The sequence below is a fragment of the Granulicella sp. dw_53 genome (assembly GCF_018449545.1).
GTDB lineage: Bacteria > Acidobacteriota > Terriglobia > Terriglobales > Acidobacteriaceae > Edaphobacter.
In genome coordinates this window covers 1-24,528 of record NZ_JAAVUR010000020.1, presented here as the reverse complement: position 1 = coordinate 24,528, position 24,528 = coordinate 1, and the positions used below count along the sequence as shown (strand labels likewise).

The 24,528-nt window shown below is 59.0% G+C and carries 15 protein-coding genes and 1 pseudogene; 12 read left to right on the top strand and 4 right to left on the bottom strand.

Features of this window, described 5'->3' with window-relative positions; all coding sequences use genetic code 11:
* The first annotated feature begins 25 nt into the window (after positions 1 to 25).
* Positions 26 to 2,422 carry a FlgD immunoglobulin-like domain containing protein gene (locus tag HB393_RS22260; protein WP_213807418.1) on the top strand — a complete coding sequence of 799 codons (2,397 nt, stop codon included), beginning with the start codon at positions 26 to 28 and terminating at the stop codon, positions 2,420 to 2,422.
* A 205-nt stretch (positions 2,423 to 2,627) separates the two neighbouring features.
* Positions 2,628 to 3,467: a glycosyltransferase family 2 protein gene (locus HB393_RS22255; protein ID WP_213807417.1), complete on the top strand. Its 840-nt coding sequence runs from the start codon at positions 2,628 to 2,630 to the stop codon at positions 3,465 to 3,467.
* Positions 3,468 to 3,491: 24 nt separating this feature from the next.
* Here HB393_RS22255 and HB393_RS22250 read toward each other — a convergent pair whose 3' ends face one another.
* Entirely contained in the window at positions 3,492 to 4,241 is a 750-nt protein-coding gene (locus HB393_RS22250; protein WP_213807416.1) for a hypothetical protein, read from the bottom strand.
* A gap of 530 nt (positions 4,242 to 4,771) precedes the next feature.
* Between HB393_RS22250 and HB393_RS22245 the strand changes: the two genes are divergently transcribed.
* From HB393_RS22245 to HB393_RS22215, 7 genes are all read left to right on the top strand, one after another.
* Complete coding sequence (locus HB393_RS22245; protein WP_213807415.1) at positions 4,772 to 5,791, top strand: glycosyltransferase; 1,020 nt, start codon at positions 4,772 to 4,774, stop codon at positions 5,789 to 5,791.
* A gap of 161 nt (positions 5,792 to 5,952) precedes the next feature.
* On the top strand, positions 5,953 to 7,239 hold the full coding sequence (locus tag HB393_RS22240; protein ID WP_213807414.1) for a glycosyl hydrolase family 18 protein: 1,287 nt from the start codon (positions 5,953 to 5,955) through the stop codon (positions 7,237 to 7,239).
* Between the two features lie 87 nt (positions 7,240 to 7,326).
* Positions 7,327 to 8,538 carry a hypothetical protein gene (locus tag HB393_RS22235; protein WP_213807413.1) on the top strand — a complete coding sequence of 404 codons (1,212 nt, stop codon included), beginning with the start codon at positions 7,327 to 7,329 and terminating at the stop codon, positions 8,536 to 8,538.
* A gap of 286 nt (positions 8,539 to 8,824) precedes the next feature.
* On the top strand, positions 8,825 to 12,544 hold the full coding sequence (gene mfd, locus HB393_RS22230) for a transcription-repair coupling factor (protein WP_213807412.1): 3,720 nt from the start codon (positions 8,825 to 8,827) through the stop codon (positions 12,542 to 12,544).
* A 92-nt stretch (positions 12,545 to 12,636) separates the two neighbouring features.
* On the top strand, positions 12,637 to 13,794 hold the full coding sequence (locus HB393_RS22225) for a glycoside hydrolase family 172 protein (protein WP_213807411.1): 1,158 nt from the start codon (positions 12,637 to 12,639) through the stop codon (positions 13,792 to 13,794).
* A 203-nt stretch (positions 13,795 to 13,997) separates the two neighbouring features.
* Positions 13,998 to 15,695 carry a trehalase family glycosidase gene (locus HB393_RS22220; protein WP_213807410.1) on the top strand — a complete coding sequence of 566 codons (1,698 nt, stop codon included), beginning with the start codon at positions 13,998 to 14,000 and terminating at the stop codon, positions 15,693 to 15,695.
* 49 nt (positions 15,696 to 15,744) lie between these two features.
* On the top strand, positions 15,745 to 17,550 hold the full coding sequence (locus HB393_RS22215) for a DUF885 domain-containing protein (RefSeq protein ID WP_213807409.1): 1,806 nt from the start codon (positions 15,745 to 15,747) through the stop codon (positions 17,548 to 17,550).
* Positions 17,551 to 17,643: 93 nt separating this feature from the next.
* On the opposite strand, the gene HB393_RS22210 is transcribed toward HB393_RS22215, so the two are convergent.
* On the bottom strand, positions 17,644 to 18,189 hold the full coding sequence (locus HB393_RS22210; protein ID WP_213807408.1) for a hypothetical protein: 546 nt from the start codon (positions 18,187 to 18,189) through the stop codon (positions 17,644 to 17,646).
* Positions 18,190 to 18,392: 203 nt separating this feature from the next.
* Positions 18,393 to 20,108, bottom strand: a complete 1,716-nt coding sequence (gene poxB, locus HB393_RS22205; protein ID WP_213807407.1) for a ubiquinone-dependent pyruvate dehydrogenase — start codon at positions 20,106 to 20,108, stop codon at positions 18,393 to 18,395.
* Positions 20,109 to 20,279: 171 nt separating this feature from the next.
* Here poxB and galU point away from each other — a divergent pair, with 171 nt between their 5' ends.
* The gene (gene galU / locus HB393_RS22200) at positions 20,280 to 21,158 is read left to right on the top strand and encodes a UTP--glucose-1-phosphate uridylyltransferase GalU (protein WP_213807406.1); all 879 of its coding nucleotides are present in this window, start codon (positions 20,280 to 20,282) and stop codon (positions 21,156 to 21,158) included.
* Between the two features lie 76 nt (positions 21,159 to 21,234).
* Positions 21,235 to 21,702: a ferritin-like domain-containing protein gene (locus tag HB393_RS22195; protein WP_213807405.1), complete on the top strand. Its 468-nt coding sequence runs from the start codon at positions 21,235 to 21,237 to the stop codon at positions 21,700 to 21,702.
* Positions 21,703 to 21,765: 63 nt separating this feature from the next.
* Here HB393_RS22195 and HB393_RS22190 read toward each other — a convergent pair whose 3' ends face one another.
* Complete coding sequence (locus HB393_RS22190; protein WP_213807404.1) at positions 21,766 to 23,553, bottom strand: tetratricopeptide repeat protein; 1,788 nt, start codon at positions 23,551 to 23,553, stop codon at positions 21,766 to 21,768.
* Positions 23,554 to 23,716: 163 nt separating this feature from the next.
* Here HB393_RS22190 and HB393_RS25405 point away from each other — a divergent pair.
* Positions 23,717 to 24,528 (top strand): annotated as a pseudogene (locus HB393_RS25405) (hypothetical protein); the annotation flags it as partial.

The window sequence follows — 24,528 nt, the reverse complement described above, 5'->3', positions numbered from 1 at the left end:
GACCGAACAGACTATAAATACTCACATGAAAGCGATATATTGTGCGTTCTTTGTGCTCGTTCTAGCATTACTCCCGGCTGGCGCTCAAATTGGTCGTGAGAACCCGGTTACCCGCTTTTCCTACACACTCTCTAATGGCGCACGAACGAGTGCAGGCGTCTTCGATTCGACTGGAGCCTTGGTTCGAACTCTCTGGTCCAACAAGCCACAGACGGCTGGAACCTACTCTGAAGCCTGGGACGGCAAAGACGATCTGGGTGCGGCCGTGGCGTCGGAAGGCACCTGGACCATCAAGGTGCTGCATAGTAATGTCACCTATCGCTGGGAGGGAGTGATCGGCAACACCGAGGCCGCTTGGACATCAAGCACAGACATTTGGGACGGCCTGGGCTACATTCCCACGCAACTTAGATTTGCCTTTGCTCATGGCAAACTCTGGGCTGCAACCGGATACTCCGAAGGATTAGCCAACCTATTGCGTTTGGATCCGCGCAATCCCAACGCACCAAAAGCGGTGAATGCCAAGTATGCCAGCCAAAACGTTAATTTCATCGACATCGACACCGACGGTGAATATCTATATATGGCAAATCAAGCTGTGTGGAGTGGAGAGAACTTCGTTACTAAGTTCAGTGCAGTCGACGGAAGCCCCGCGGCATTTATCTCTGGGCATGAGATAGCTTTTCCTTTTTCTTGGAGAAATATTCCCTTGAATGGCATCGCCGTGAGCCCGAAAGGACTTGCGACTCCGAATGCTATTGCTGTGCAGAAGACAGGATCGGTCCTGGCGGTAGCCTATACCGCAGACGACAAGATTCAATTCTTCAACAAGGCGACCGGCACCGCATATGGTCAAGCCTTATCGGTTCCCAAACCCAAATCGATAGGCTTCACATCGAAGGGTCTTTGGATCCTTTCTGATGCAACAATCTATTTCGTCTCGGACCCAGGCCGCACCAACAAACTTCTTCAGCCGCTCAAGGGACTTTCGATGCCGGCGTATCTAACAACCAATAAGATAAACAATCACGTTTTTGTGTTGGATGGCGGTACGTCGCAACAGGTGAAGGAGTTTGATCTTTCCGATCATCTCGTCCGTACCTACGGGGATCTGGGTGGTTATACGGATTGGAATCCCACCATCACCAACAAACGCCTTTTGCTGGATAACACAGCGACGAAGGGTATTCCTACATCGACCAGCTCATGGCTTAGGGTATCTCCTGAAAATGAGTTATGGCTCTGTGATGGAGGCAATGCTGGAAGGATTCTTCATATCTCTGCAACCAATACCTACATCGATCAAATTCAATTTCAGCAGGAGACCTACTCCGTAGGTATAGGTCAAAGCCTTCCGAACCGCATGTTCAGGGGAGGCATTGAGTACGAGATCAACTATGCAGTCCCATTGTTGCCCGGCGACCCCGATCCCCTTCGCGGCGGTAATGGATCGTGGAAGATGGTTCGTAATTGGTCAGTCGGAGCGGAGGGCGCCAAAGGCTCTCTGCCAGCGAACTATCAGCCACTTGCCGGCGGCTCAGGCATCATAAACCCCGAGATCCTGTCGAACGGACACATCTACGCACATATCGTTGATGGAGTTACACATCGTTATAGTGAAGTGGAACTTCCTTTATCTGGGACGGCGCCCCTACGTTTCATTAGCACCTTGAATGTCAATCAAGGAGACTACCCTCTGCAGACGGACGGGAGCCTCATGAAGGAAGTTACATCTGGAAAATCCCCTAACCGAACAATTACATTTCAGAAAAAGCGATTGTTAGGATTTGACGAGAACAATAATCCGATTCGGGATGATTATCGAGACGTCGCAACCGTAAACTACAACGAAACCTCCGAACCCCGCTTCAGCTCTGGCTGGGGCGTAACCGAACCTCTCCAGAGGAGCCAGTCAGGAGTCTATCCAATATTTACTACCGGTCCTTACGCGCTAGGTGCCCCACATCTGGGAGGCATGATCGCCGGTCGAAGTTCATTTCTTTGGAAGACCATGAGGGAAGCTAATATCAAGGTTCCCGACCCCGCCGGTTCATTCCCCGCCGGCACTGGATTTGGTGGACACAATGGAATAGCTACAAGTGTAGTTGGAGATAATATCTTCGCATCCTACGATGGGCAATACGCCTCCTGGGGGAACCAGCACTACCACTACTGGACAGACGGCTTGATGATCGGTCAGTTTGGACAAGAAAAATTTATTGTCGCAGGCCATAGACCCGCCGGGTCTGCAGGTAATATAGCTGCGACTCGATTTGTAATGGTCGCCGGAGATATATACATGTACATGGCCGTTGAAGCTGGATACACGCCGGTACAACGCTGGAAGATTTCGAACCTAAGTTCGATAGCCGAATCCATAGGCAGCGGAAAACTTGGGACCTCGATACAACTCGCCCCATAGTCACACATCATTGTCAAAGACCACAGCGAGTTTGAGCGCAATGCTCACTCATGTGTGATAGTTTGTAGGGATATAAATCATCTAAAGATCTTTTACAACGAAATCATCAGTCTTTAGTTGGCTATTCAGTCTCGCATCCAACTCCGCTCGAAGCGCTAACAATACTAAGCAACAGTACGCCGAAATATTCTTCGATAACAACCTAATGAAACCAACAGTCATTATTCTTACTTATAACTCGAGCGGTTCAATCTCGAACACCTTGGCAAGCATAGGCCCACTGACAGACGATATTCATGTCGTCGATTCAGGTAGCACGGATGGAACCCTCGATATCGCATCGCAATTCGGTGCGAAGATATGTCATCACAATTTTCTAAATTATGGCGATCAGCGAAATTGGGCTATCGAAAATCTTTCGATAAAGTATCAATGGCAGTTGCATTTAGATGCAGATGAGCAACTAACCGCTGCACTGCGGGACGAGATTCTAAATCTATCTGAGGATCCTTCCGAAGATGGATTTTTCATCCAACGATACTTAAGATTCATGAACCGAACTTTGAAACACAATCTAGCTCCAACATGGCATATGAGGCTCTTCCGCTCTGGCCGGGGCCGATGTGAAGATCGGGAATACGACCAACACTTCTATTGCCTGGGAGCTACAGCTCAACTAGGCGGCTCAATGATCGACGACATTCGCATGTCGCTCTCCGAGTGGACCTCTAGGCACAATCGCTGGTCGGATGCTGAGGTTCGCGAGATCCAGGCTCGTATCTCAGTCGGACGAATTGAATCGAAACTAACAGGCGACGTTGTACAAAGACGACGCTATCTAAGAGGCTTCTATGACCAGTCGCCCATGTTTCTCCGTGCATTCGGATTGTTCATCTATCGTTACATCATTCGATTCGGCTTCTTGGATGGCAAAGAAGGCCTGATATTTTGCGTTCTCCAAACTCTCTGGTTTCGCTTCCTGGTGGATGCAAAGCTATTTGAGATTGAAACGCAGTCCATCGCGTCTCCAACTCAGCCCAAGTAACGATTGCGCTTCTTCGATCCCAATTTATTTTGGCAATGCCAACATAATCGAAGCTATTTGTTTGGCGGACGCAGCAGAGTTTCTATCCTGGTATCGCTCATAGACAGTCGTAGAGATTTCCTGGAACTCGGTGGGGTCGAGTTTGGGTGAACCTGCCTGTAGCGGGATGTAATCTTTTCCCTTGTATAGTTCGGTCTCCCGAAGCGACTCCTCACAGTTAGAGGCCACAAACGGGATCGTTCCGTGGGCACACGTTGCTGCATAAATGGTCGACTTGGTCAGCAGCGCATCAGGATAGAAGAGGAAGCTAGCCAGAGAGGAATGCATCCACCCGCTAACCTCTGCGGCTGGCAGGCTTCCACACCGCACCAACGGAACTCCACCCACATCGCTACGCTCGTCACCGGGAATAGGATCGCCTATATCGATGATTCTCTCCGCGGCAATTTGCGTGCAGGCATTGGCAAGGGCTGCGGCCCCCTCCGAATATGCAAGCTGACGCTGCCACGGTCTGCCAAATACAACCAACTGCCGGCGCCGCTCACGAATAGGCACGTCGAACGATGGCTCTCCAATGGTAGAAAAGCTAGGCATCAAAGAGATGTTGGTAATACCCCAGTCCATTAATTTCTTACGGTGAAACTGGGTATTCGTAAGACGAGCCGCGCTCAGGCGAGCAATTTGCAGGATAAGAACCCGTTGCAAAGCCGAAAGCCAGAAGGTGCTGCTCCAGGGCTTTCCAACTCCTGCATTCAGCTCGTGAAACATGGTCATCAGAGGCTCGGGCCGACGCGAGGTCCAGTCGCGAAGACCTCGCAGAAGCCACAAGGGAAAGCCCCGCGCCTCATAGCCATAAGGAGCGAACTGCAGCAGAATCGGTGTTGCAGGAGAGGAAGCAACTCCTAAACAGAGATCGAGAGTTCGGAAGAGTTCCTTCCGGCTTCGAGCGGCCAACTGATGAACAGGAAAGCCATCGATCTCCGCTTCACCGCTCCAACTTGGATCGGCTACCAGGAAAGAGGTATGTATCCCGTGATTGTCACGCAATCGCTCCGCGAGAAGAAGCGAATAGTCGCCAATTCCATCCAGCCGCGGAGGAAGTCTAGGCACAAGTTGCAATAGCCTCAAGCAACAGCCCCCGTATCAAGATAAGATCGCTTCCAATAACTACTCTTCTGCTACTGTATCAAAAAGATAGCGTATGGTAACGAATCCAGAGAAGCATCGCCTTCTCTCTTAGTGAGATGATGGGCAGGCGCCGAGCCCATCGGATCATATTTCGCTAACAAACATAAGGACCCAAAGTGAAGATTCTTATCTGCTCGCATTGCTTCCATCCGAGTGTTGGAGGAATCGAAACAGTCTCTCGCATCTTGGCCGAGGAGTTCACGAAGGCGGGCTCTGAAGTGACCGTAATAACGGAGACTCCAGGGGAAGAACAATATGAATATCGCATCGTACGACGTCCAACCCGAAGCACTATCCGGCGATTAGGGCGGGAAGCAGACATAGTATTTCAAAGCAATATCTCTCTGAACACACTTGTACCCTTACTCTTCACAAAGAAGAACATTGTTATTGCTCACCACACATGGCTAACTCGCCCCAATGGTCGCATAAGCTGGCAAGATCGACTCAAACGCTTTGTTATAAGATTTTGCAAAAACATCGCAATCAGTAAAGCCATCGCAGCCGCTTTACCCGTAAAGTCCTTGCTTATCGGAAACCCATTCGAGATATCAGAATTTTCTCCTTATCGCCAACTACCCAAGACTAAAGACATCGTCTTCGTCGGCCGTCTTGTCTCTGACAAGGGATGCGATCTGGCGATTGAAGCTCTAGCTCAATTGAAAGCCGAAGGTATTACTCCCGGCTTCACCATCATTGGAGAAGGACCAGAAAGATTGGCACTGGAAGCGCAAGTCGACAAACTAGGTCTCTCCGATCAGGTGACCTTCTTAGGCTCCATAACAGTTGGCCGAGGCAAGCGAATCGCCGAACACAAAATCATCTTGATCCCTTCGCGATGGGAGGAGCCCTTCGGCCTCGTCGCCTTGGAAGGCATCGCATCCGGGTGCGTTCCCATTGCCTCTGCCAAAGGGGGCCTGGGAGAGGCAGTGAACTCTTGCGGTATCCTCTTCCCTAACGGAGACATATCGGCACTCGCAAGTGCGATCAAGCTTCTGCTAACCGATCCTATTCAGCTGGAACAATATGTAAGTCGCGCGGATCAGCATCTAGAGCAATTTAGACCTGATGTGGTCGCAAGACACTATCTTGACTTCTTTCAGCATCTAATCGACGGCAGTCAAACGAAGCTATAAAAACCACTCGCATCTCACAACACTCGTCCCAATCGAAATCCTGGAAGGCAGGCGAACTCTCATCCCACGCTCGGCAACAACAACGCCGAAAATTTACTCGCCATCAACATGTATTAGCCCGCTCCATGCACCCTTTCCCCGCCCAAAAGAGTCTCTTCTATATGACCGGCGTTCCAAACCTGCGATCCTTGCTTCGTACGACTGTCATTCCCTTAGCACTCCTGCTATGCACTCCTCTCTGGTCAGCCTCTCCTCCGTCTAACACCCGCGACGCCTCCTCTGCAATCCAACGCCCACTTCTTACGGGTTACTTCCCGCAGTGGGGCCTCTACAACCAGCCGCAGTACACCGTAAAGAATCTCCTCACCATAGGCGGAGCATCTGTCCTCGATCAGATGAACTACGCACAGGCCTTCGTTACCGGCGGTCGCTGCTCCATCGCAGATCCCAACGCCGACCTCAACTACACCTTCCCCGCCGAGCAAAGCGTCGATGGAGTAGCCGATAAGCCCGATCAGATCTTTCGCGGCAATCTCAACCAGCTCGTGAAGTTGAAGCGGAAGCTTCCCAACCTCAAGCTCATCATCTCGCTTGAGGGCCGCGCAGCCTCCTTCGCCGAAGACGCCCAGCCCCAAAACCGGGCAGCCTTCGTAGAGTCCTGCATCGATCTCTTCCTCAAGGGCAACCTCGCTCCAGGCATACAAGCCGCCGGACTCTTCGATGGCATCGACATCGATTGGGAGTACCCCCACCGCGAAGACGCCGAGAACTACCTCGCGCTTCTCTCCGAATTCCGTAAAAAGATGGACGCGCTCCGGCCTGGTCTGCTGCTCAACGTCGCCGTCGGTCCTAGTCCTCGCATGTACCCCGGCACCGATATGGCCGCCGTCAGCAAACTCGTCGACCAGGTCGGCCTCATGACCTACGACTTCAACGGACCTTGGAGCGCCACCACCGGCTTCATCGCTCCCCTGCGTGCCCGTGAAGGCCAGGAAGGCGGCACGGTGGAGCACACCGTTCAGTCCTACATCACCGCCGGAGTTCCTGCCTCAAAACTGCTCGTCGGCCTTCCCTTCTACGGCTACGGCTGGCATAAAGTCACCGAGGATAACAACGGCCTCTTCCAGGAGGGCCAGTCCATTCACGGCGACCGGCCCTACCGCAGCATCGTAGACATCATCGAGCAGTCCACCGTCTATCGCGACGAGCTCTCGCAAGCCCCGTGGATCTTCGACGGCGACGTCTTCTGGACCTACGAAGACCCCACCTCCATTCGGCAAAAGTCCGAGTACATCCACCAGCAACATCTCGGCGGCTTCATGATCTGGGAACTGGGAGAGGACACCTCCACCGGTCTCCTGCTCCACGCCGCACATACCAGCCTCACCCACCCCTCGGTCGACACCGCGCAACAAACTTCGTCTCCCACCCCGACAGCTACCAAGTAGAACCTCGAAAGACATGTCGGCTTGCGGCGACAAAGGTACCTTCGCGGACTAGAAACAGAGCATCCTTGAATATCAAGGGTTATCTGTTTGTTACACACTCCTCTCAGCAACTCGCTCGAAGCACCACTGGGCGAATCAAGCCAGAATCTCGCTACGGCGCAGGTGCTCATCCTCACCGGCCGTGACGCCATCCTCGAGCATCACATCCTGCTACAGGACTACGCATGTAAAACAGGCCAGTTCGCCTCCATGCACGGTCTCCAATTCACTCTCAATCAGGAGTACGCGGCCCGCAAGATCCCTCACCTCGTCTGCCTGATTGCTCCTGGCGCGCAAGCTGCTTCCCTCACACTAAACTCCCTCCTGGGCTGCGCTCTGTTCTTCGAGTACCACATCCGCTTCTGGAAGACCGGCATATTCGCCACCGGCGACAACACGGGCGTCCGCACCGTCTTCGCCCCACCGGAACTGCGCGTTGACGTCACCGCATTCACTGCAGCCGAACTGCTCCGCAACGGACGCATCGTTCTCGCGTCCTTCAAGCTCCCCACCGATCTTCCCTGCCATCCGCACTTTCCCGCTGGACTCTCCGGCCTCTGGGCCACCCAGGACCGTGAGATCTACGACCATCTTCCCCTCGCCTCCACCTTCGACGCCACGCTCTCCACCTTGGGCAAACGCACCCGCACCCACCTTCGTTACTACCGCAAACGCGTTCAAGAGGAGTTGCCCTGCGAGTTCGTCGCCGACGTAACCCCTTATATCGATCGCTCCCAACTCGCCGCGCTCAACAGCTCTTCCCTCGACCCCATCTCCCAGCACACCTTCGACCTCCAATACGAGACCACAGCCCGCACCCCAGGCGGCTTCGTCTGCGGCCTTCGTCACGCCGACGGACGCTGGCTCAGCCTGGCCGGAGGCTGGCGTCAGCACAGCACCACCCTTCTGCAATGGCAGTCCAACGCCCGTGGCTTCGAGAAGTTCTCCCTCGGCACTGCCTTCCGTGCCTTCCTCATCGAGGACGAGATATCCCGCGGCGCCGCCCGTCTCAGCTTCTTCGGCGGCACCTCCCATCCCATGGGACACTCCTTCCCCATCGATCGCGTCGTCGACCTCGTCCTGCGCCGCCGCGGCCTTCTCGCCGATGTCCTCGTCCGCCTCGCCCCCGCCCTCTACGACCGCAACCAAAACCTCGCCACCCGTGGCAACCTGCTGGGCGACGTCCTGCGCGTCCGCTCTCTGCAGTGGAGCCCGATCCAATCGAAAGCAGCCCATCACGCCACTCGATCCCAGCTATGACATCCTCGCATGACGGAGCCCCACTATGGCTTACAAGGCAAGCCGAGGATGCAACGTTCGAAGCAGCGATTCTCAAAACGCCCAGTAGACGAATTCAATCCTGATCAATCATTACCCCTTTGAAGCTGCGCTACTCTTTTCGCGCCTACTTCGGTAAAGAGTGGGAGACCGATACAGCGATCTTTATTGGACCGGACCGCAGCACGATGCTTTGCAGCGAGCGTAACTAAAGGGCCTAACAGCGCATTAACACACCCTCATGCCTCTTCATCTAAGATGAAGAGGCATGATCCTTCCCTTCGTCCGTGAACTTCTGGCGGACCTGGAACACTCCGCTGCCTTTGAGCGTGTACGCCGCCACCTGAGCGCCGGCACGGGGCGCAGACGTGTCTCCGGACTGACCTTTACCGCCCGCGCCCTCTATCTCCCGCTCTTCGTCCGGGCTGCCGCAGCGCCCTGCGTCATCGTCGTCGCCGACAACAAGGCCGCCGAAGCCCTCCACGCTGCCGTCCTTGCCGCCTGCGAACTTACCGGAGCGCTGGCTCCCGAGTCCGTCCTCCGCCTGCCGGCCCACGATGTCCTGCCCTTCGAGAACCTATCACCCCACCCCGAGATCCAGGAGTCCCGCGCCGCCACCCTCTGGAAGATAGCGAACTCGCAAGCCCGCCTTGTCATCGCGCCCTTAGAAGCCGCCTGCATGAGGCTCTTTCCCCGCGACTTCTATCGCGGCCTCGCCCTCCATCTCAAGGTCGGTGAAGAACACCTCCCCGAGATGCTCCTCGAGCATCTCCTCTCCGTCGGCTACACCCGCGTCGACGTCGTAGAAATGCCAGGCCAGGTCACCATCCGCGGCGGCATCGTCGACGTCTACTCTCCCGAGATGGATCGCCCCGTCCGCATCGACTTCTTCGGCGACGAGATCGAGTCCATCCGCAAGTTTGACCCCGAGACCCAGCGCTCCAGCTCTCCCCTCGACGACGCCCTCCTTCTGCCTCTCACCGAGACCCCCGTCACCGAAAAACTTCTCTCCGCCATCAACGCCCGCCTCACCCGCAGCGGCCTCGCCGGAGCCACGCTGGAAGGCGGAGAAGAGCCCGCAGAGCTCCTCACCCACGTCTCCGCACGAACAGGAAGTGAAGCCACCATCTTCCCCGGCTGGGAGTTCTTCGCTCCCGTCGCCGGAGCCAACCTCACCCTGCTCGACCTCCTCTCCGCCTCTGGCCCCACCCCTCGCGTCTTCATCGAAGAGCCCTCCATGGTCAAAAACCAGGGCGAGCGCTGGTGGAACAAGGTCGAGCAGCGCCACGACCGCTCCGGCATCGGCAACCTCGTCCGTCCCGAGGACATCTACCTCTCCCCCTGGGACCTCGACGACCTCCTCCACAAATACAGCGGCTGCGAACTCGACCAACTCGGCCTCGTCGACATCCTCGACGCCGACCGCAGCGATCTCTCCGAGGTCGACTTCGCCACCCGTCCCACCCAGCGCTTCCACGGCTCCATCCCCGCCCTGATCGACGCCATCAAGTCCCTGATGACGCAGGACGCCCGCATCCTCCTCACCGCTCCCAACCAGGGCGAGGTCGAACGTCTCGCCGGTCTCCTGCAGGAGTACCAGGTCCCCCACCGCCTCGGCTCCCGCAACGATACCCCCGGCTCCGCCACCGTCTACTCCGAATCCAGCTACCTCGCCGGGGACCTCCGCACCCCTGTCATCGTCAAGACCCCCATCGCCAACGGCGTCCAGGTCCTCGACCTGAATCAGGCGACGGCCTCCCAGATCGTCCTCTTCGGCGCGCAGGATCTCGTCGACGACGCCGACGTCTCCGCTCGCCCCGCCCGCCGCTCCAAGTCCAAGACCTCCGCCTTCATCTCCGACTTCCGCGACCTCACCGTCGGCGACTTCGTCGTCCACGTCGAGCACGGCATCGCCCAGTACTGCGGCCTGCGCGTCATCGAAGAGCCCAACTCCCCGCCGCTCGAACTCATGATCCTCGAGTTCGCCGACGAGGCTAAGCTCTACGTCCCACTCACCCGCCTCGACCTCATCCAGAAGTACCGCAGCAGCGACACTGGCCCCGCCCCTCAGCTCAACAAGCTCGGCACACAGGCATGGCAGAAGACCAAAGCCCGCGTCAAGAAGGCGATGGCGGACATGACCGCCGAGCTGCTCATCCTCTACGCACAGCGCAAGGCCGCCCAGGGCACCCCCTTCTCGCCCGACACCAACATGCAGCACGAGTTCGAGGACGCCTTCGACTTCAGCCCCACCGACGACCAGATCTCCGCCATCGCCGACATCAAGCAGGACATGGAGTCCACCCAGCCCATGGATCGCCTCCTCTGCGGAGACGTCGGCTACGGCAAGACCGAAGTCGCCATGCGCGCCGCCTTCAAGGCCGTGCAGGATAGCAAACAGGTCGCAGTCCTCACCCCCACCACCGTCCTCTCCTTCCAGCACTACGAATCCTTCAAAAAGCGCTTCGCCAACTTCCCCGTCAACATCGAGATGATCTCCCGCTTCCGCACCGCCAGGGAGAAAAAAGTCATCCTCGAAAAGGCTGCTGAAGGCAAGATCGACATCCTCATCGGCACCCACGCCATCCTTCAGAAGGACCTCAAGTTCCAGGACCTCGGCCTGCTCATCGTCGACGAAGAGCAGCGCTTCGGAGTCCGCCACAAAGAGCGCCTCAAGCAGATGCGCGCCGCCATCGACGTGCTCTCCATGTCCGCCACGCCCATCCCCCGCACTCTGCACATGTCGCTCATCGGCCTGCGCGACATGTCCGTCATCGAGACACCCCCCAAAGACCGCATGGCCATCCAGACCATCGTCGCCAAGTTCGACGAAAAGCTCGTCCGCACCGCCATCGAGATGGAGCTCGAACGCGGCGGCCAGATCTACTTTGTCCACAACCGCGTCGAAACCATCTACGAGCTCTCCGCCAAGATCCGCGAGCTCGTCCCCAGCGCCCGCGTCGTCATCGGCCACGGCCAGCTCCCCGAAGCCGAGCTCGAACGCGTCATGCTCGCCTTCATGAATCACGAGTACGACGTCCTCGTCGCCACCAGCATCATCGAGAACGGCCTCGACATCCCCCTCGCCAACACCATCATCGTCAACCGCGCCGACCGCCACGGCCTCAGCGAGCTCTATCAACTCCGTGGCCGCGTAGGCCGCTCCAACCGCCGTGCCTACGCCTACCTCCTTATCCCACCCGAGCAGCAGCTCACCGAGATCGCCCGCCGCCGCCTCGCCGCCCTCAAGGAGTTCTCCGACCTCGGCGCAGGCTTCAAGATCGCCGCCCTCGACCTCGAGCTCCGCGGGGCAGGCAACATGCTCGGCGGCGAACAGTCTGGCCACATCGAAGCCATCGGCTTCGAGATGTACACCACCATGCTCGAAGAGGCCGTCCGAAAGATGAAGGGCGAAGAAGAGAAGCCCGCCCACGCCGGCACCACCATCAACCTCGGCGTCTCCGTCCGCATCGACTCCGACTACATCCCCGAAGAGAACCAGCGCCTTCGCATGTACAAACGCATCGCCGGAGCCGAAGACCAGGCCACCCTCGACGACGTCCGCGCCGAGCTCCAAGACCGTTACGGCGCCCCACCCGACTCCGTACTCAACCTCCTCGCCGCCGGCGAGCTCCGCCTCCGTTGCGAACAGCTAGGCATAGCCCAGCTCGACCGCAAACGTACCCAGATCGAGCTGCCCAACCCCAACGGCAACAAGAAACAGCCGTTGAAGACCTTCGTAGAGATGCTCCACCTCAAATTCGCCGAAGCCCTCTCCGGCGGAGCCCCGGCCACAGCTCCAGGCGTAGCACCCGCCCGCGATCACCGCGTAGACCCCGGCGTCCTCATGCGCCTCGTCAGCCGCAACACCAAACGCGGAGCTCAGTTCACACCGCAAGGTATCCTCCGCTGGCCGCTTACCTCCGCAAAGGCCGAAGACGTCCTCACCGAAACCCGCGCTCTCCTCGACGCTCTGCAATCCACTTAGCAAAACCATCGCTCCAGATTCTTTGACCTTTTCAACGAATCTGGAGTTCAATAGGTTGCCACGCCGAGACCAGCTCATCTCGTAGGAGAGCCATGCGCACGCTGCCACAGCTTTCACTCTCTGCCGCCTTTATCCTCGGCCTGCTCTCCACGACAACATTCGCCCAAAACTCAGGCTGGATGCCCGACATCACGCAGAAGCAGACCTATACCCTCCATCGCGCGACCAGCAAAGAAGGAACCGGAGGCAACGCCGACTACCGCGGAGTCGGCCCCGGAGAGACACGCACCGTACTCGACGTCGATGGTCCCGGCCTACTCTCCCATCTTTGGTTCACCATCAGCGACCCCGAACCCTATCACCTCAAGCGCATCGTCCTCCGCATCTATTGGGACGGCGAAGCCACGCCCAGCGTCGAGGCTCCCATCGGGGACTTCTTCGGCCTCGGCACCGGCGACTACATCGCCTGGCAATCCGAGTTGCTCTCCGTAGGCAACAACAGAGCCCTCAACAGCTTCTTCCCCATGCCCTACGCCAAACACGCCCGGATCACCGTCACCAACGAGGGAAAATTCACAGCCAGCAGCCTCTACTACAACATCGAGTACCGCTCCGACACCCGTCCTCTGCCTCCATACACCTACTACTTCCACGCTCAATACCGTCAGGCATCGCCCAACCACGGTTGGACCGGCGAGTGGTACGGCAACGCCGACCCACTCGTAAACCTCAAGCGCAACCCCAACGGCGACGAGAACTACATCTGGTTCGAAGCCAAGGGCGAGGGCCACTTCCTTGGCGTCACCATGTCCATCCTGCAGAATCAGGACGGCTGGTGGGGCGAGGGCAACGACATGTTCTTCATCGACGAAGCCCCACTTCCCGCCATCGCCGGAACCGGTGCCGAGGACTACTTCCTCGGCGCATGGGACTTCGGCTCCCCCTTCTCCTTTCAGCTCTACGGCGCACCCGTCGTCGGCAAGGAGGAAGCCGGTTCGCGCAGCAGCGTCTATCGCTTCCACCTCGACTCGCCTATCCCATTCACCAAGAGCATGCGTGCCACAATCGAACACGGCCACGCCAACCACCGCTCAGACAACTACTCCTCCGTCGCCTACTGGTATCAGAGTGAGCCGCATCTAGCCTTTCCGCCACTGCCGCCTGTAGACGAACGAGTCCCCACGCTCCACATCGTCGGAGGCCCCGGAAACACCAGCCCCACCGGCCAGCCCACCACCCCGAATCGCTGACCACGCAAGCCTCCAGGTCTGCAGTGTCGGACCAAATCCAACAGCCAGCACGACTACAATCCTCCTATGCTCTCTCCTGCCATCTCCCCGATGACATCGCCCGCCGGCACACGCTCCCGCACAAGATCATCCGCAACCTCCCCATCCGCCAACCATCCGGTCTATAACCAACAGTCTTCCCATTGCATCTGATGAGGATGAGCATGGCCCACTCCATCCAGAGCCGCACGAAAATCCTCACTCAGCTGCTCGCTCTTGCCCTCTCCTTCACCCTCATCCCAGCCAGCCATGCGCAGCAACCATCGCAGCGGCCTGCAATCCTCCCCTACATCCACTCCAGTTGGGACACCCTCAGCCGCTCCATGTCCGACTGCAAATCCATCGTCGACATCAAAGTCGAAAACAACACCAAGCTCACCGCCACCCCCCAAACAGCCTCCGCAGCCCCCATCCTCTACCTCCCCGCCGGAATGCCCATCCCACCCGCGGTAGCCGCCCTGCAGACCCAGTGCGGAGTCCAGATCGTACACCTCCCCCGCGCCATCACCCACCTCGGCGACGTCCGCGTCTCCGAGATCCCCAAAGAGGGCCTGCTCTACCTCCCCAACCCTTACGTCGTCCCCGGCGGCCGCTTCAACGAGATGTACGGTTGGGACAGCTACTTCATCCTCCTCGGCCTCGTCGCCGACCACCGCACCGACCTCGCCCGCGGCATGGTCGAAAACTTCTTCTTCGAGATCGAGAACTACGGCGCACTCCTCAACGCCAACCGCACCTACTACCTCACCCGCTCCCAGCCGCCCTTCCTCAGCTCCATGATCCGCGAGGTCTACGAGCAATCACCCAGCTCCCTGCAATCCCGCAAGTGGCTCGAGCGAGCTTACGCCTACGCCCAGCGCGACTACGCCCTCTGGACCGCCGCCCCCCACCTCGCGGGCGACACCGGTCTCGCCCGCTACTCCGACGTCGCCCCCGGCCCTGTCCCCGAGATGGCCGACGACAGCACCTACTACCCCGACGTCATCCGCTGGCTCCTATCGCATCCCGACATCAAGACCTCCTACCTCCTCGAAGCGTCTGAACACCCCACCCCCACCCAGGCCGAAACCCTCGCCACCACAAGCTGCGACATCCGCGCCCTCAAGGTCTGCGCCTCCGCCTACGCCAACGGACACCGCCTCACCGCCGCCTTCTTCAGCGGCGACCGCGCCATGCGCGAGTCCGGCTTCGACACCAGCTTTCGCTTCGGCCCCTTCAGCGGCTCCACCGATCAGTTCGCCCCCGTCTGCCTCAACTCCCTCCTCTACAAGTACGAAAAAGACATGCAGCACTTCGCCGAAATCCTAGGCCGCCCCAGCGAAGCCTCGACATGGGCCAACCGCGCCGCCAAACGCAAAGCCGCCATCAACCGCCTCCTCTGGAACCCCACCGCAGGCATGTTCTACGACTACAACTTCGTCACCCGCCAACCCTCCACCTACAACTACCTCACCGCCTTCTACCCCCTCTGGGCCGGCCTCGCCACTCCAAAACAAGCCGCCGCCATCCAGCAGCACCTAAGCCTCTTCGAGCGCGACGGGGGCCTCGCCAACAGCGACGACAACTCCGGCACCCAATGGGATCTCCCCTATGGCTGGGCTCCCACCAACTGGCTCGCCGTCAAAGGCCTCGACGCCTACGGCTTCCACGCCGACGCCCAGCGTCTCTCCCGCAAATTCACCCGCACCGTCGCAGAGAATTACCGCCACGACGGCACCATCCGCGAGAAATACAACGTCGTCAGCGGCTCAGCCAACATCAGCGTCGCCGCCGGATACAAGGCCAACGTCGTAGGCTTCGGCTGGACCAACGGAGTCTACCTCCGCATGACTAACCTCCTGGCCCCAAAACCTAACCACTAACCAACAAAACGGGCCTCCGATTACACTGTCTCCAGAGGCCCGTCCCCGCATGTCACGCTTCTTCAAATTCGCCATCTCGGCGCTCGCCACAGCCCTGTCTCTCGCCCCCACCGCTCCAGCCCAGCGCCTCTCCGCCGACGGAGCGGTCCAGACCTTCTCCTTCTTCTCCGACCAGTACTTCAACGACGTCTACTTCCACTTCTCCCCAACCGCAGGCACCGCCGTCGGCCTCCACCAGTACGACACCCAACTCGAGGACTACTCCGCCGCCACCATCCAGAAGCAGGTCGCCGCACTCCACGAGTACGAGAAGAAGATCGCCGCCATCGACCCCGCGGCGCTCGACGCCTCCATCGCCGCTGACCGCGACATCCTCCTCTCCAGCATCCGCTCCCAGCTTCTCTCCCTCGAGGTCATCCGCAACTGGGAGAAGAACCCCGACAACTACTCCTCCGGCATCACCGGCAGCGTCTTCGTCCTCATGGAGCGCCCCTACGCCCCCGTCAACACCCGCCTCCGCGCCGCCGTCGAACGCGAAAAGCTGATGCCCGCCGTCCTCCTCGAAGCCCGCAAGAACCTCAAGAACCCGCCCAAGATCTTCACCGAGATCGCCCTCGAACAGATCGACGGCCTCGTCAGCTTCTTCCAGAAAGACGTCCCCTCGGCCTTCGCAGACGCTACGGACGCCAACGCCAAAGCCGCCTTCGCCAAGTCCAACGCCGCCGTCATCGAAGCGCTCAAGGACTACGGCGCCTGGATGAAGTCCGACCTCCTCCCTCGCTCCAACGGGGACTACCGCCTAGGCCCCGACACCTTCCGCAAGAAGCTCCTCTACGACGAAGCCGTCGACATCCCCCTCGACCGCCTCCTCGACATCGCCTACACCGACCTCCACAAGAACCAGGCCGAGTTCAAACGCATCGCCCACGAGCTCGACCCCTCCAAGACCCCCGACCAGGTCCTAGCCGAGCTCGCCACCATCCACCCCGCGCCCGACAAGCTCCTCAGCGCCTTCCAGGACACCTTCGCCAGTCTCGTCGACTTCATCCAGACCCACCACATCATCACCGTTCCCTCCAAGGTCGAGCCCACCCTCGAAGAGACGCCGCCCTTCATGCGCGCCACCACCTCCGCCTCCATGGACCCTCCCGGCCCCTTCGAGACCCACTCCACCAAGGCCTACTTCAACGTCACCCTCCCCGAGAAGAGCTGGACCCCCGAGCACCTCGCTGAACACATGGCCCAGTTCAACATCGGCACCATCATCTCCACCGCCGTCCACGAGGCCTACCCCGGCCACTACATCCAGTTCCTCTGGCAGGATCAGTTCCCCTCCAAGGTCCGCAAGCTCGTCGGATCCAACAGCAACATCGAAGGCTGGGCCCACTACACCGAACAGATGATGCTCGACGAGGGCTACGCCGCACCCGGCTCCAGCTCACCCGGCTCTGACAAAAAGCTCACCGAACGCGAATCGAAGCTCATCCGCCTCGGCCAGCTTCAGGACGCCCTCCTCCGCGACGCCCGCTTCGTCAACTCCATCAAGCTCCACACCGCCCAGGGCGAACCCTCCGGCGCCTGGACCATCGATCAGGCCGCGGCCTTCTTCGTCAAAGAAGGCTACCAATCCCCATCCGTTGGCCTCGTCGAAACCAAACGCGGCACCGCCGACGCCACCTACCTCTACTACACCTTAGGCAAGCTGGAAATCATGAAGCTCCGCGAAGACCTCAAAGCCAAACAAGGCACAGCCTTCAACCTCCAGAACTTCCACGACTCCTTCATGCGCCAAGGCCCAGCCCCCCTCAAGATCATCCGCAAAGTCATGCTCCACGACGACTCCCCCGTCCTCTAATAACCCACGCCACGAAACCGGGTGCCCCACCCTTTTTGCAGTCTCATCGCAAATAGGGTGGGGTATTCGCGAAGCGAATCGCACTTCGTCCCCTTACATCAACCGCGTCGGCTTCTCCAGATCCCGCTGCACATGCAATCGCTCCAACTCCCCACGCACCTTATTCAACCCATAGATACAAAGCTCAAAGCTCTCCGCCAACCGTTCAAACAACGGAGCTTCCACCGCATACTCAAACACATTGAACTGGCTCACCACGTAGTAGCTGTCTTTACCCGCCTGAACCATCTCAAGATACCGCTGCCCATCCTGGTGCGGCCAGGAGTTCAGCAGCTCCGGATACATCCCCGTATGGAACAGCGTGTAGTCCCCGATATGCTTACGAATCTCGCGCTCCGCCTCGAACGAAGGAGCCGAACCCAGCACCGGATCGCTCGCCAGCAGCATCGTGGCCATGTCCTCCAGCGGACGCCCCTGCGCATCGCGCAGCCTGTACAAGCGATCCGCATTGCTGAAGTCGGTCAACAGATCAGCGACATAACTCGTCACCTCTCCGTCATCCATACCAGCATGTTTGACGTAGCACTCAGCGACCACTTCGTGGAACAGTTGGCGTAAAGAATATGGCTCGGTCTCCATGAGGCACCCCTCGCACTTCGATTCGCGTACAAGCTCTGAGGCGAAGGTGCTAAGAACCATCGGCAGTCGTGCCGGAAGCTTTACCGATTGCCGGGCGGTCCCGCGTCGCTCAGTATCTTCACCTCAGTTGAGCATTCGAGACCCAAAGAAAGCTACCCATCAAACATCCATGTCTTCAGATGGTTAACGGACGATGAATAACCCTACCGCCACAAATTCGTCTTCGCCATATCCAGCACATCCGTCCCATTCCCATGCAGCATCGCCTTCACCATATACAGGTTGAAGCCCACCGCCTGCGCTGCCGAGATCATCGGTGGCAGCGAAAGCTCCTGCCGCGCCACAGCCACATCGATCAGCGCCGGACCATCGTGCGCAAAAGCTTCCGCCAGAGCCGCTCCCACCTGCTCCGGCTTATCCACGCGCCACGACCGAATCCCCACCGCCTCGCCGATCTTCGCGAAGTTCTGCGGAACAAACTCCGTTCCATACATATCGATCCCTGCGGCCTTCATCTCCTGCTCTACAAACGCCAGCGCGCCGTTGTTGTAGACCACCACCTTCACCGGCAGCCTCTGCTGTCGCAGCGTCAACAAGTCCCCCATCAACATCGACAGCCCACCATCGCCACAGAGCGCCACCACCTGCCGCTTGCCACTCGACGCCTGCACCCCGATCGCCTGGGGCAGAGCATTCGCCATCGTCCCATGGCTGAATGACCCCAACAGCCTCCGCCGTCCATTCATCGCCAGATACCGTGCCGCCCAGGTCGTAGGAGTTCCCGTATCGCAAAGAAACACCGCATCCTTCGCAGCCGTATCACTGACCAGCTTCGTCAGATACTGCGGATGCACCACCTTCTCCTTCCCCACCACCGCCCGGTCGTCCAGCTCCTTCCGCACCTTCTTGAAGGCTTTCACCGAGTCCTCCAGATGCCCACTCTTCTTCTTCTTCAACATCGAAGTCATCGCCCGCAGCGTGTACTTCACATCCCCAATCAACCCCACATCCACCTTCGTACGTCGTCCAATCTGCTCCCCGCGAATATCCACCTGGATCACCTTCGCGTCCTCCGGATAGAACTGCGAATAAGGAAAGTCCGTCCCCAACATCAGCAACGTATCGCACTGCATCACCGCCCGATGCCCCGAGGTCATCCCAATCAATCCATTCAACCCAACAAAATAGGGATTGTCATACTCCAGATACTCCTTGCCCCTCAGCGCCACCACCATCGGAGCCTGCAGCACCTCTGCCAACGCCAGCACCTCCGCCCTGGCGTTCGCGCATCCAGCCCCGGCCAAAATCGTAACCTTCTTGGTGCCATTCAGCAGCTCTACCGCAGCTTGCAAAGCTCGTGGCGGAGGCAGCACCGACTCCGCCGGACCATCCAGCCCCAGCGCGATCGCCTTCGAGCTGCACTCCCGCGTCAGCACATCCCCCGGAATCACCACCACCGCCACGCACCGCTTCGCAATCGCCGTCCGCATCGCAATCGCCAGCACCCGCGGAATCTGCTCCACCTGTGTCACCACCTCGCAGAAGTCGCTGCAAGTCTGAAACAGATGCTCCGGCTTCGTCTCCTGAAAATAACCTGTCCCCACCTCCGCGCTCGGCACCTGCGCCGCAATCGCCAGCACCGGAAGCCGGCTCCGGTGACAATCATGCAATCCATTAATAAGGTGCAAATTCCCCGGCCCACAACTCCCCGCGCAGACGGTCAACTCCCCCGTCATCGCCGCCTCGGCCCCCGCTGCAAACGCCGCGACCTCTTCATGCCGCACCATCATCCACTCGATCCCGTCCTGTGCCCGGATCGCCTCTGTAATCCCGTTCAGCGAGTCCCCCGCCACCCCATAAACCCGCTTCACGCCCGCCTGCACCAGCGTCCCGACAAAGATCTCTGCTGCCTTAGCCATCTCGACCACTCCTCAAATAAGATCCCTGGACCGTCGTCCGTAAAAACATAGGATGCAAACCGCAGAAATAGGTACAAATGTCCTGCCCCAAACGTTGCACAGTCCAAAACGCAACACTTTGTTACGCTTAACTCGAGTCACATTCTTATTTGCTTTGAGGTTCCTCCCCAAATGTCGCAAATGAAAATTCGCAAAGCCGTCTTCCCCGCCGCAGGTATGGGTACCCGCTTCCTTCCCGCCACCAAGGCGACTCCGAAAGAGATGCTCTGTCTCGTCGACAAGCCCCTCATCCAATACGGCGTCGAAGAGGCTGTAGCCGCCGGTTGCACCGAGATCATCATCGTCACCGGACGCGGCAAGACCACCATGGAAGATCACTTCGATCGCTCCCCCGAGCTCGAAGCCTCCCTCGCGGCCAAGAACAAGACCGCCCTCCTCGAGATCGCCCGCTCCGTCTCCAAGCTCGCCAAGATCACCTACACCCGCCAGCCCGAAGCGCTCGGCCTCGGCCACGCCGTCCTCATGGCCAAAGAACTCGTCGGCAACGAGCCCTTCTGCGTCCTCCTCCCCGACGACATCGTCGACGCGACCACCCCTTGCATGAAGCAGATGGTCGAAGCCTTCAACGAGACCCAGTCCTCCATCCTCGGCTCCGAGGTCGTCGCCGGCGACGCCATCCAGAACTACGGCTGCCTCGACTGCACTCCCGACCCCAAAAATCCCCGCCTCCTCGCCGTCAAGAACATGGTCGAAAAGCCCAAGCCCTCCGAGGCCCCCAGCCAGAACGCCATCATCGGCCGCTACATCCTCACCCCGCGCATCTTCGAGCTGCTCGAAAAGCTCACCCCCGGCGCGGGCGGCGAGCTTCAGCTCACCGACGGCATCAAGGCCCTCCTCCAGTTCGAGAAGGTCTACGGCTTCAGCTACGAAGGCAAGCGCCACGACGCCGGCGACAAACAAGGCTTTCTCCGCGCCACCGTCGAGCTCGCCCTCAAGCACGAAAAACTCGGCCCTGACTTCCGCGCCTGGCTCAAGACCTTCCCCCTGTAACCAAACTTCCCTCCGTGCTGTCGCATCCTATTTGAATCACTCAATTAGAATGGCCAGCACGGAGAGACTAAATTACATGCCGAACGAAACCGCACCTTCCATCACCCGCGAAAAACTCATAGATCTCCTCAACGAAGATCTATCCCGCGAGTTCCAGGCCATCATCGCCTACGTCAACTACTCTCAAGTCCTCAAGGGCGCGGCTTACATGAACATCGCCGAAGAGCTCGCGGTTCACGCCACCGAAGAGCTCGCCCACGCCATCATCCTCTCCAACCAGATCGACTACCTCGGCGGAATGCCCACCACCGTCCCCAAGCCCGTCCGCACCTCGGAGAAGGCCGAAGACATGCTCCGCTTCGACCTCGAAGCCGAGAACGAGACCATCCGCAACTACCGCCGCCGCATCAAGCAGTGCGACGAGCTAGGCGAGTTCGCTACCGCCGAGCAGATCCGCCAGATCCTCATCCAGGAACAGGACCACCAGACCGCCCTTGCCACCGCCCTCGGCATCAACGTCCCCAACGTAGGCATCGCCGACTAAACCACCAGCCCTGCCTCGGCATCCCCGTCGCAGGGCTTCACTCTTCTGTCCCCGACAAACCATCTACCGCGCAGAGCTGAGGCTCTGAAGCGCAGCCAGCGCGGAAGAGTCACCTGGATCAAGCTCCAGTACCTTCCTGTAGAGCGGAAGCGCCATCGCAACACGTCCGCTCTTGGCATAGATCTCCGCCAGATTCGAGTACGGCAACGGGTCCGTCTGGTTCACAAGAATCGCCTTCTTAAACAACATCTCCGCCACATCGGAAGCCCCCGCACGAAAGAAAAGCACCGCTAGGCTGCAGTACGCCGTATCGTCTGTAGGAGCCAGCCCAATCGCTCGCAGATACTGCAGCTTCGCATCGTTGACCCGCCCCAGCCTCTGCAGCGACAACCCATAGTTGTTGATCGTCTTGACGTCGTCCCGCTTCAGCAGCAGAGCCCGTTCGAACATCTGCCGAGCCTGTTCCGGTTGGTTCAACTGCAGATAGGCATTCCCCTCCCCAGCGATCGCGGGCTCGTAATTGCTATCGATCTGCAATGCATCTTGATAATTGTTGAGCGCCTCGCCGAAGCGCCCGTCCTCTTCCCAAAAAGCCCCCAGATTGTAGTGAAGCTTCAAGCTGCGCGGAGTCGCCTTCAAAGAGCTCTCATACAGCCTCGCCGGATCGCGCCAGTCAGACAGCCGCAGTTGGAGCCGCACCGCTCCCCACGCCGCCCACACCACAAGTCCGGCAAGAGCGACCGTCCTCACGTTGGGCGCCAAGCTAAGACAAAGCGAGCACAAACAAAGAGCCAACCCCACAGACGCGAGATACGCAAACCGCTCAGCCATTCCCTGATAAATGACGACCACGCCAGAGAAGGGCAACAAGCAGACAAACAACCATGCAAGCCCCAGGCGAACGCTGGGAGCACTTCGAACAAAAAACGCCACCAGCCCCACAACAACACCCACGGCAAGGAACGCCGCCACCGCCTTCAAAGACCAGCCAGCCACCGGAGCATCCGTGGAGCGCTCGATGCTCATGTGCAACGGAAAGAGAACCCACCAGATGTACTTCACCCAATAGAGCGCCATGGACGAAAGCGCACCAAAGTGATGGACCACCGATGCTCCCACCCGATGCGCAACAGCAAGGTAGAACACATCAACGCCCAACGCGCCCGAGTAAAGCAGCACCGCCCCTCTGGACCTCTCTGCCCTTTCAACCGCAGCCAGCAAAGCAAGCAGCGGCAGCAGCAAAATCCCTTGCTCATGCGAAAAGAGAGCGCACACCGCCCCCAGCAAATAGCCACCGAATGCCAGCCCGGATCGCGTACTCAAGTAACGCTGCCCACACAAAAGCGCGGCCAAAAGAAAAAAAGTAGAGAGGCTGTAGCTGCGCCCCGCAATCCACGCAACAGCCTCGGAGTGAATAGGCAGGCCCAACCAAACCACGACGGTCAATAAAGAGAGCGCGTGAGAAAAACGCAACCGCCGCAGTATAAAAAATAGAACGACACCATTGAGCCAATGCAGGACAAGATCGGTCACATGAAAGCCAACCGGATTCAGCCCCCACACACTGGCGTCCAATCCCAGGCTCAGCCAGAACAGAGGCCGGTAGAACGAGTCGCCACTGCTGCGCAGATCGGAAGCAAAAGACACCGTCTTGGTGAAGTATTGCAGGCTGGCACTTACAGACTGCGCCGCCGGATTCCCGACAACCATCACGGAATCGTCATACGTCGCAAAACCCGCTGTAATCGAGTACCCGTAGAGAAGAAGAACCCAAACCCCAGTAAGCAACAGAGTGCTCTTCACCTCATGCAAAGATCCCCAGCGCAACAAAGTAGCGATCGATTTTCGCAAGAAACACTCCTGCCCCCATTCTCACTGCGCCCTCTCTGGAGTGCAAATCCAAGGACGAAGATGGCAGATGCAGATATATAGTCCTGCCCGATCGCACAAGCTCTTCGCAGCCAAGCACAAAGCGTATTAGGTCAAGTTCATAACAGGCTCTAGAATTCACCCCATGCAGAAGGGCACCGGAACCACCAACCTCTACGCCTCTACCATCTTCCTCTCCGCCTTACTCCTCTTCCTCGTAGAACCCATCGCCGCCAAGCAACTCCTCCCCATCCTCGGAGGCTCCTCCGCCGTCTGGATGACCTGCCTCGTCTTCTTCCAGATCACCCTCCTGCTCGGCTACCTCTACGCCCACTGGCTCACCCGGCCCACCAGCAAACGCTGGCCCGCGAAAGCGCACCTCATCCTCCTCGCCGCCGCTCTAGCGACTCTCGCCCTTCCCTACACAGCCCCCAGCAACTCAGGAAACCCAGTCCGCACCATCTTTCTCAACCTCTCGCTCTCCATCGGACTCCCCTTCCTGCTCCTCGCCTCCACCAGCCCCCTCCTGCAAGTCTGGCTAGCCCGCACCGAGTCCTCCGCCGTACCCTACCGCCTCTTCGCCCTCTCCAACATCGGCTCGCTTCTCGCCCTCTTCGTCTACCCCGCCATCATCGAGCCCCACCTCACCCTCCATCACCAGCGCATCCTCTGGCTCGCCGGATTCACCCTCTACGCCATCCTCTCCGCCACCCTCGCACTCCAAACCCGCACCGCCGCAGCCCCCCCCCCCGCACCCCCCACCCCCAACCAAACCACCCCCCCCCCCCACCCCCCCACCGCCACGCACACTCTCCACGCCACGTCCCGCCTCCGCGCGACTCCCCCCCCCCCCCCCACCCCCACCGCCCCCCCCCCCCCCCCCCCCCCCCCCCCCCCCCCCCCCCCCCCCCCCCCCCCCCTCCCCCCCCCCCCCACCCCCCCCCCCCCCCCCCCCCC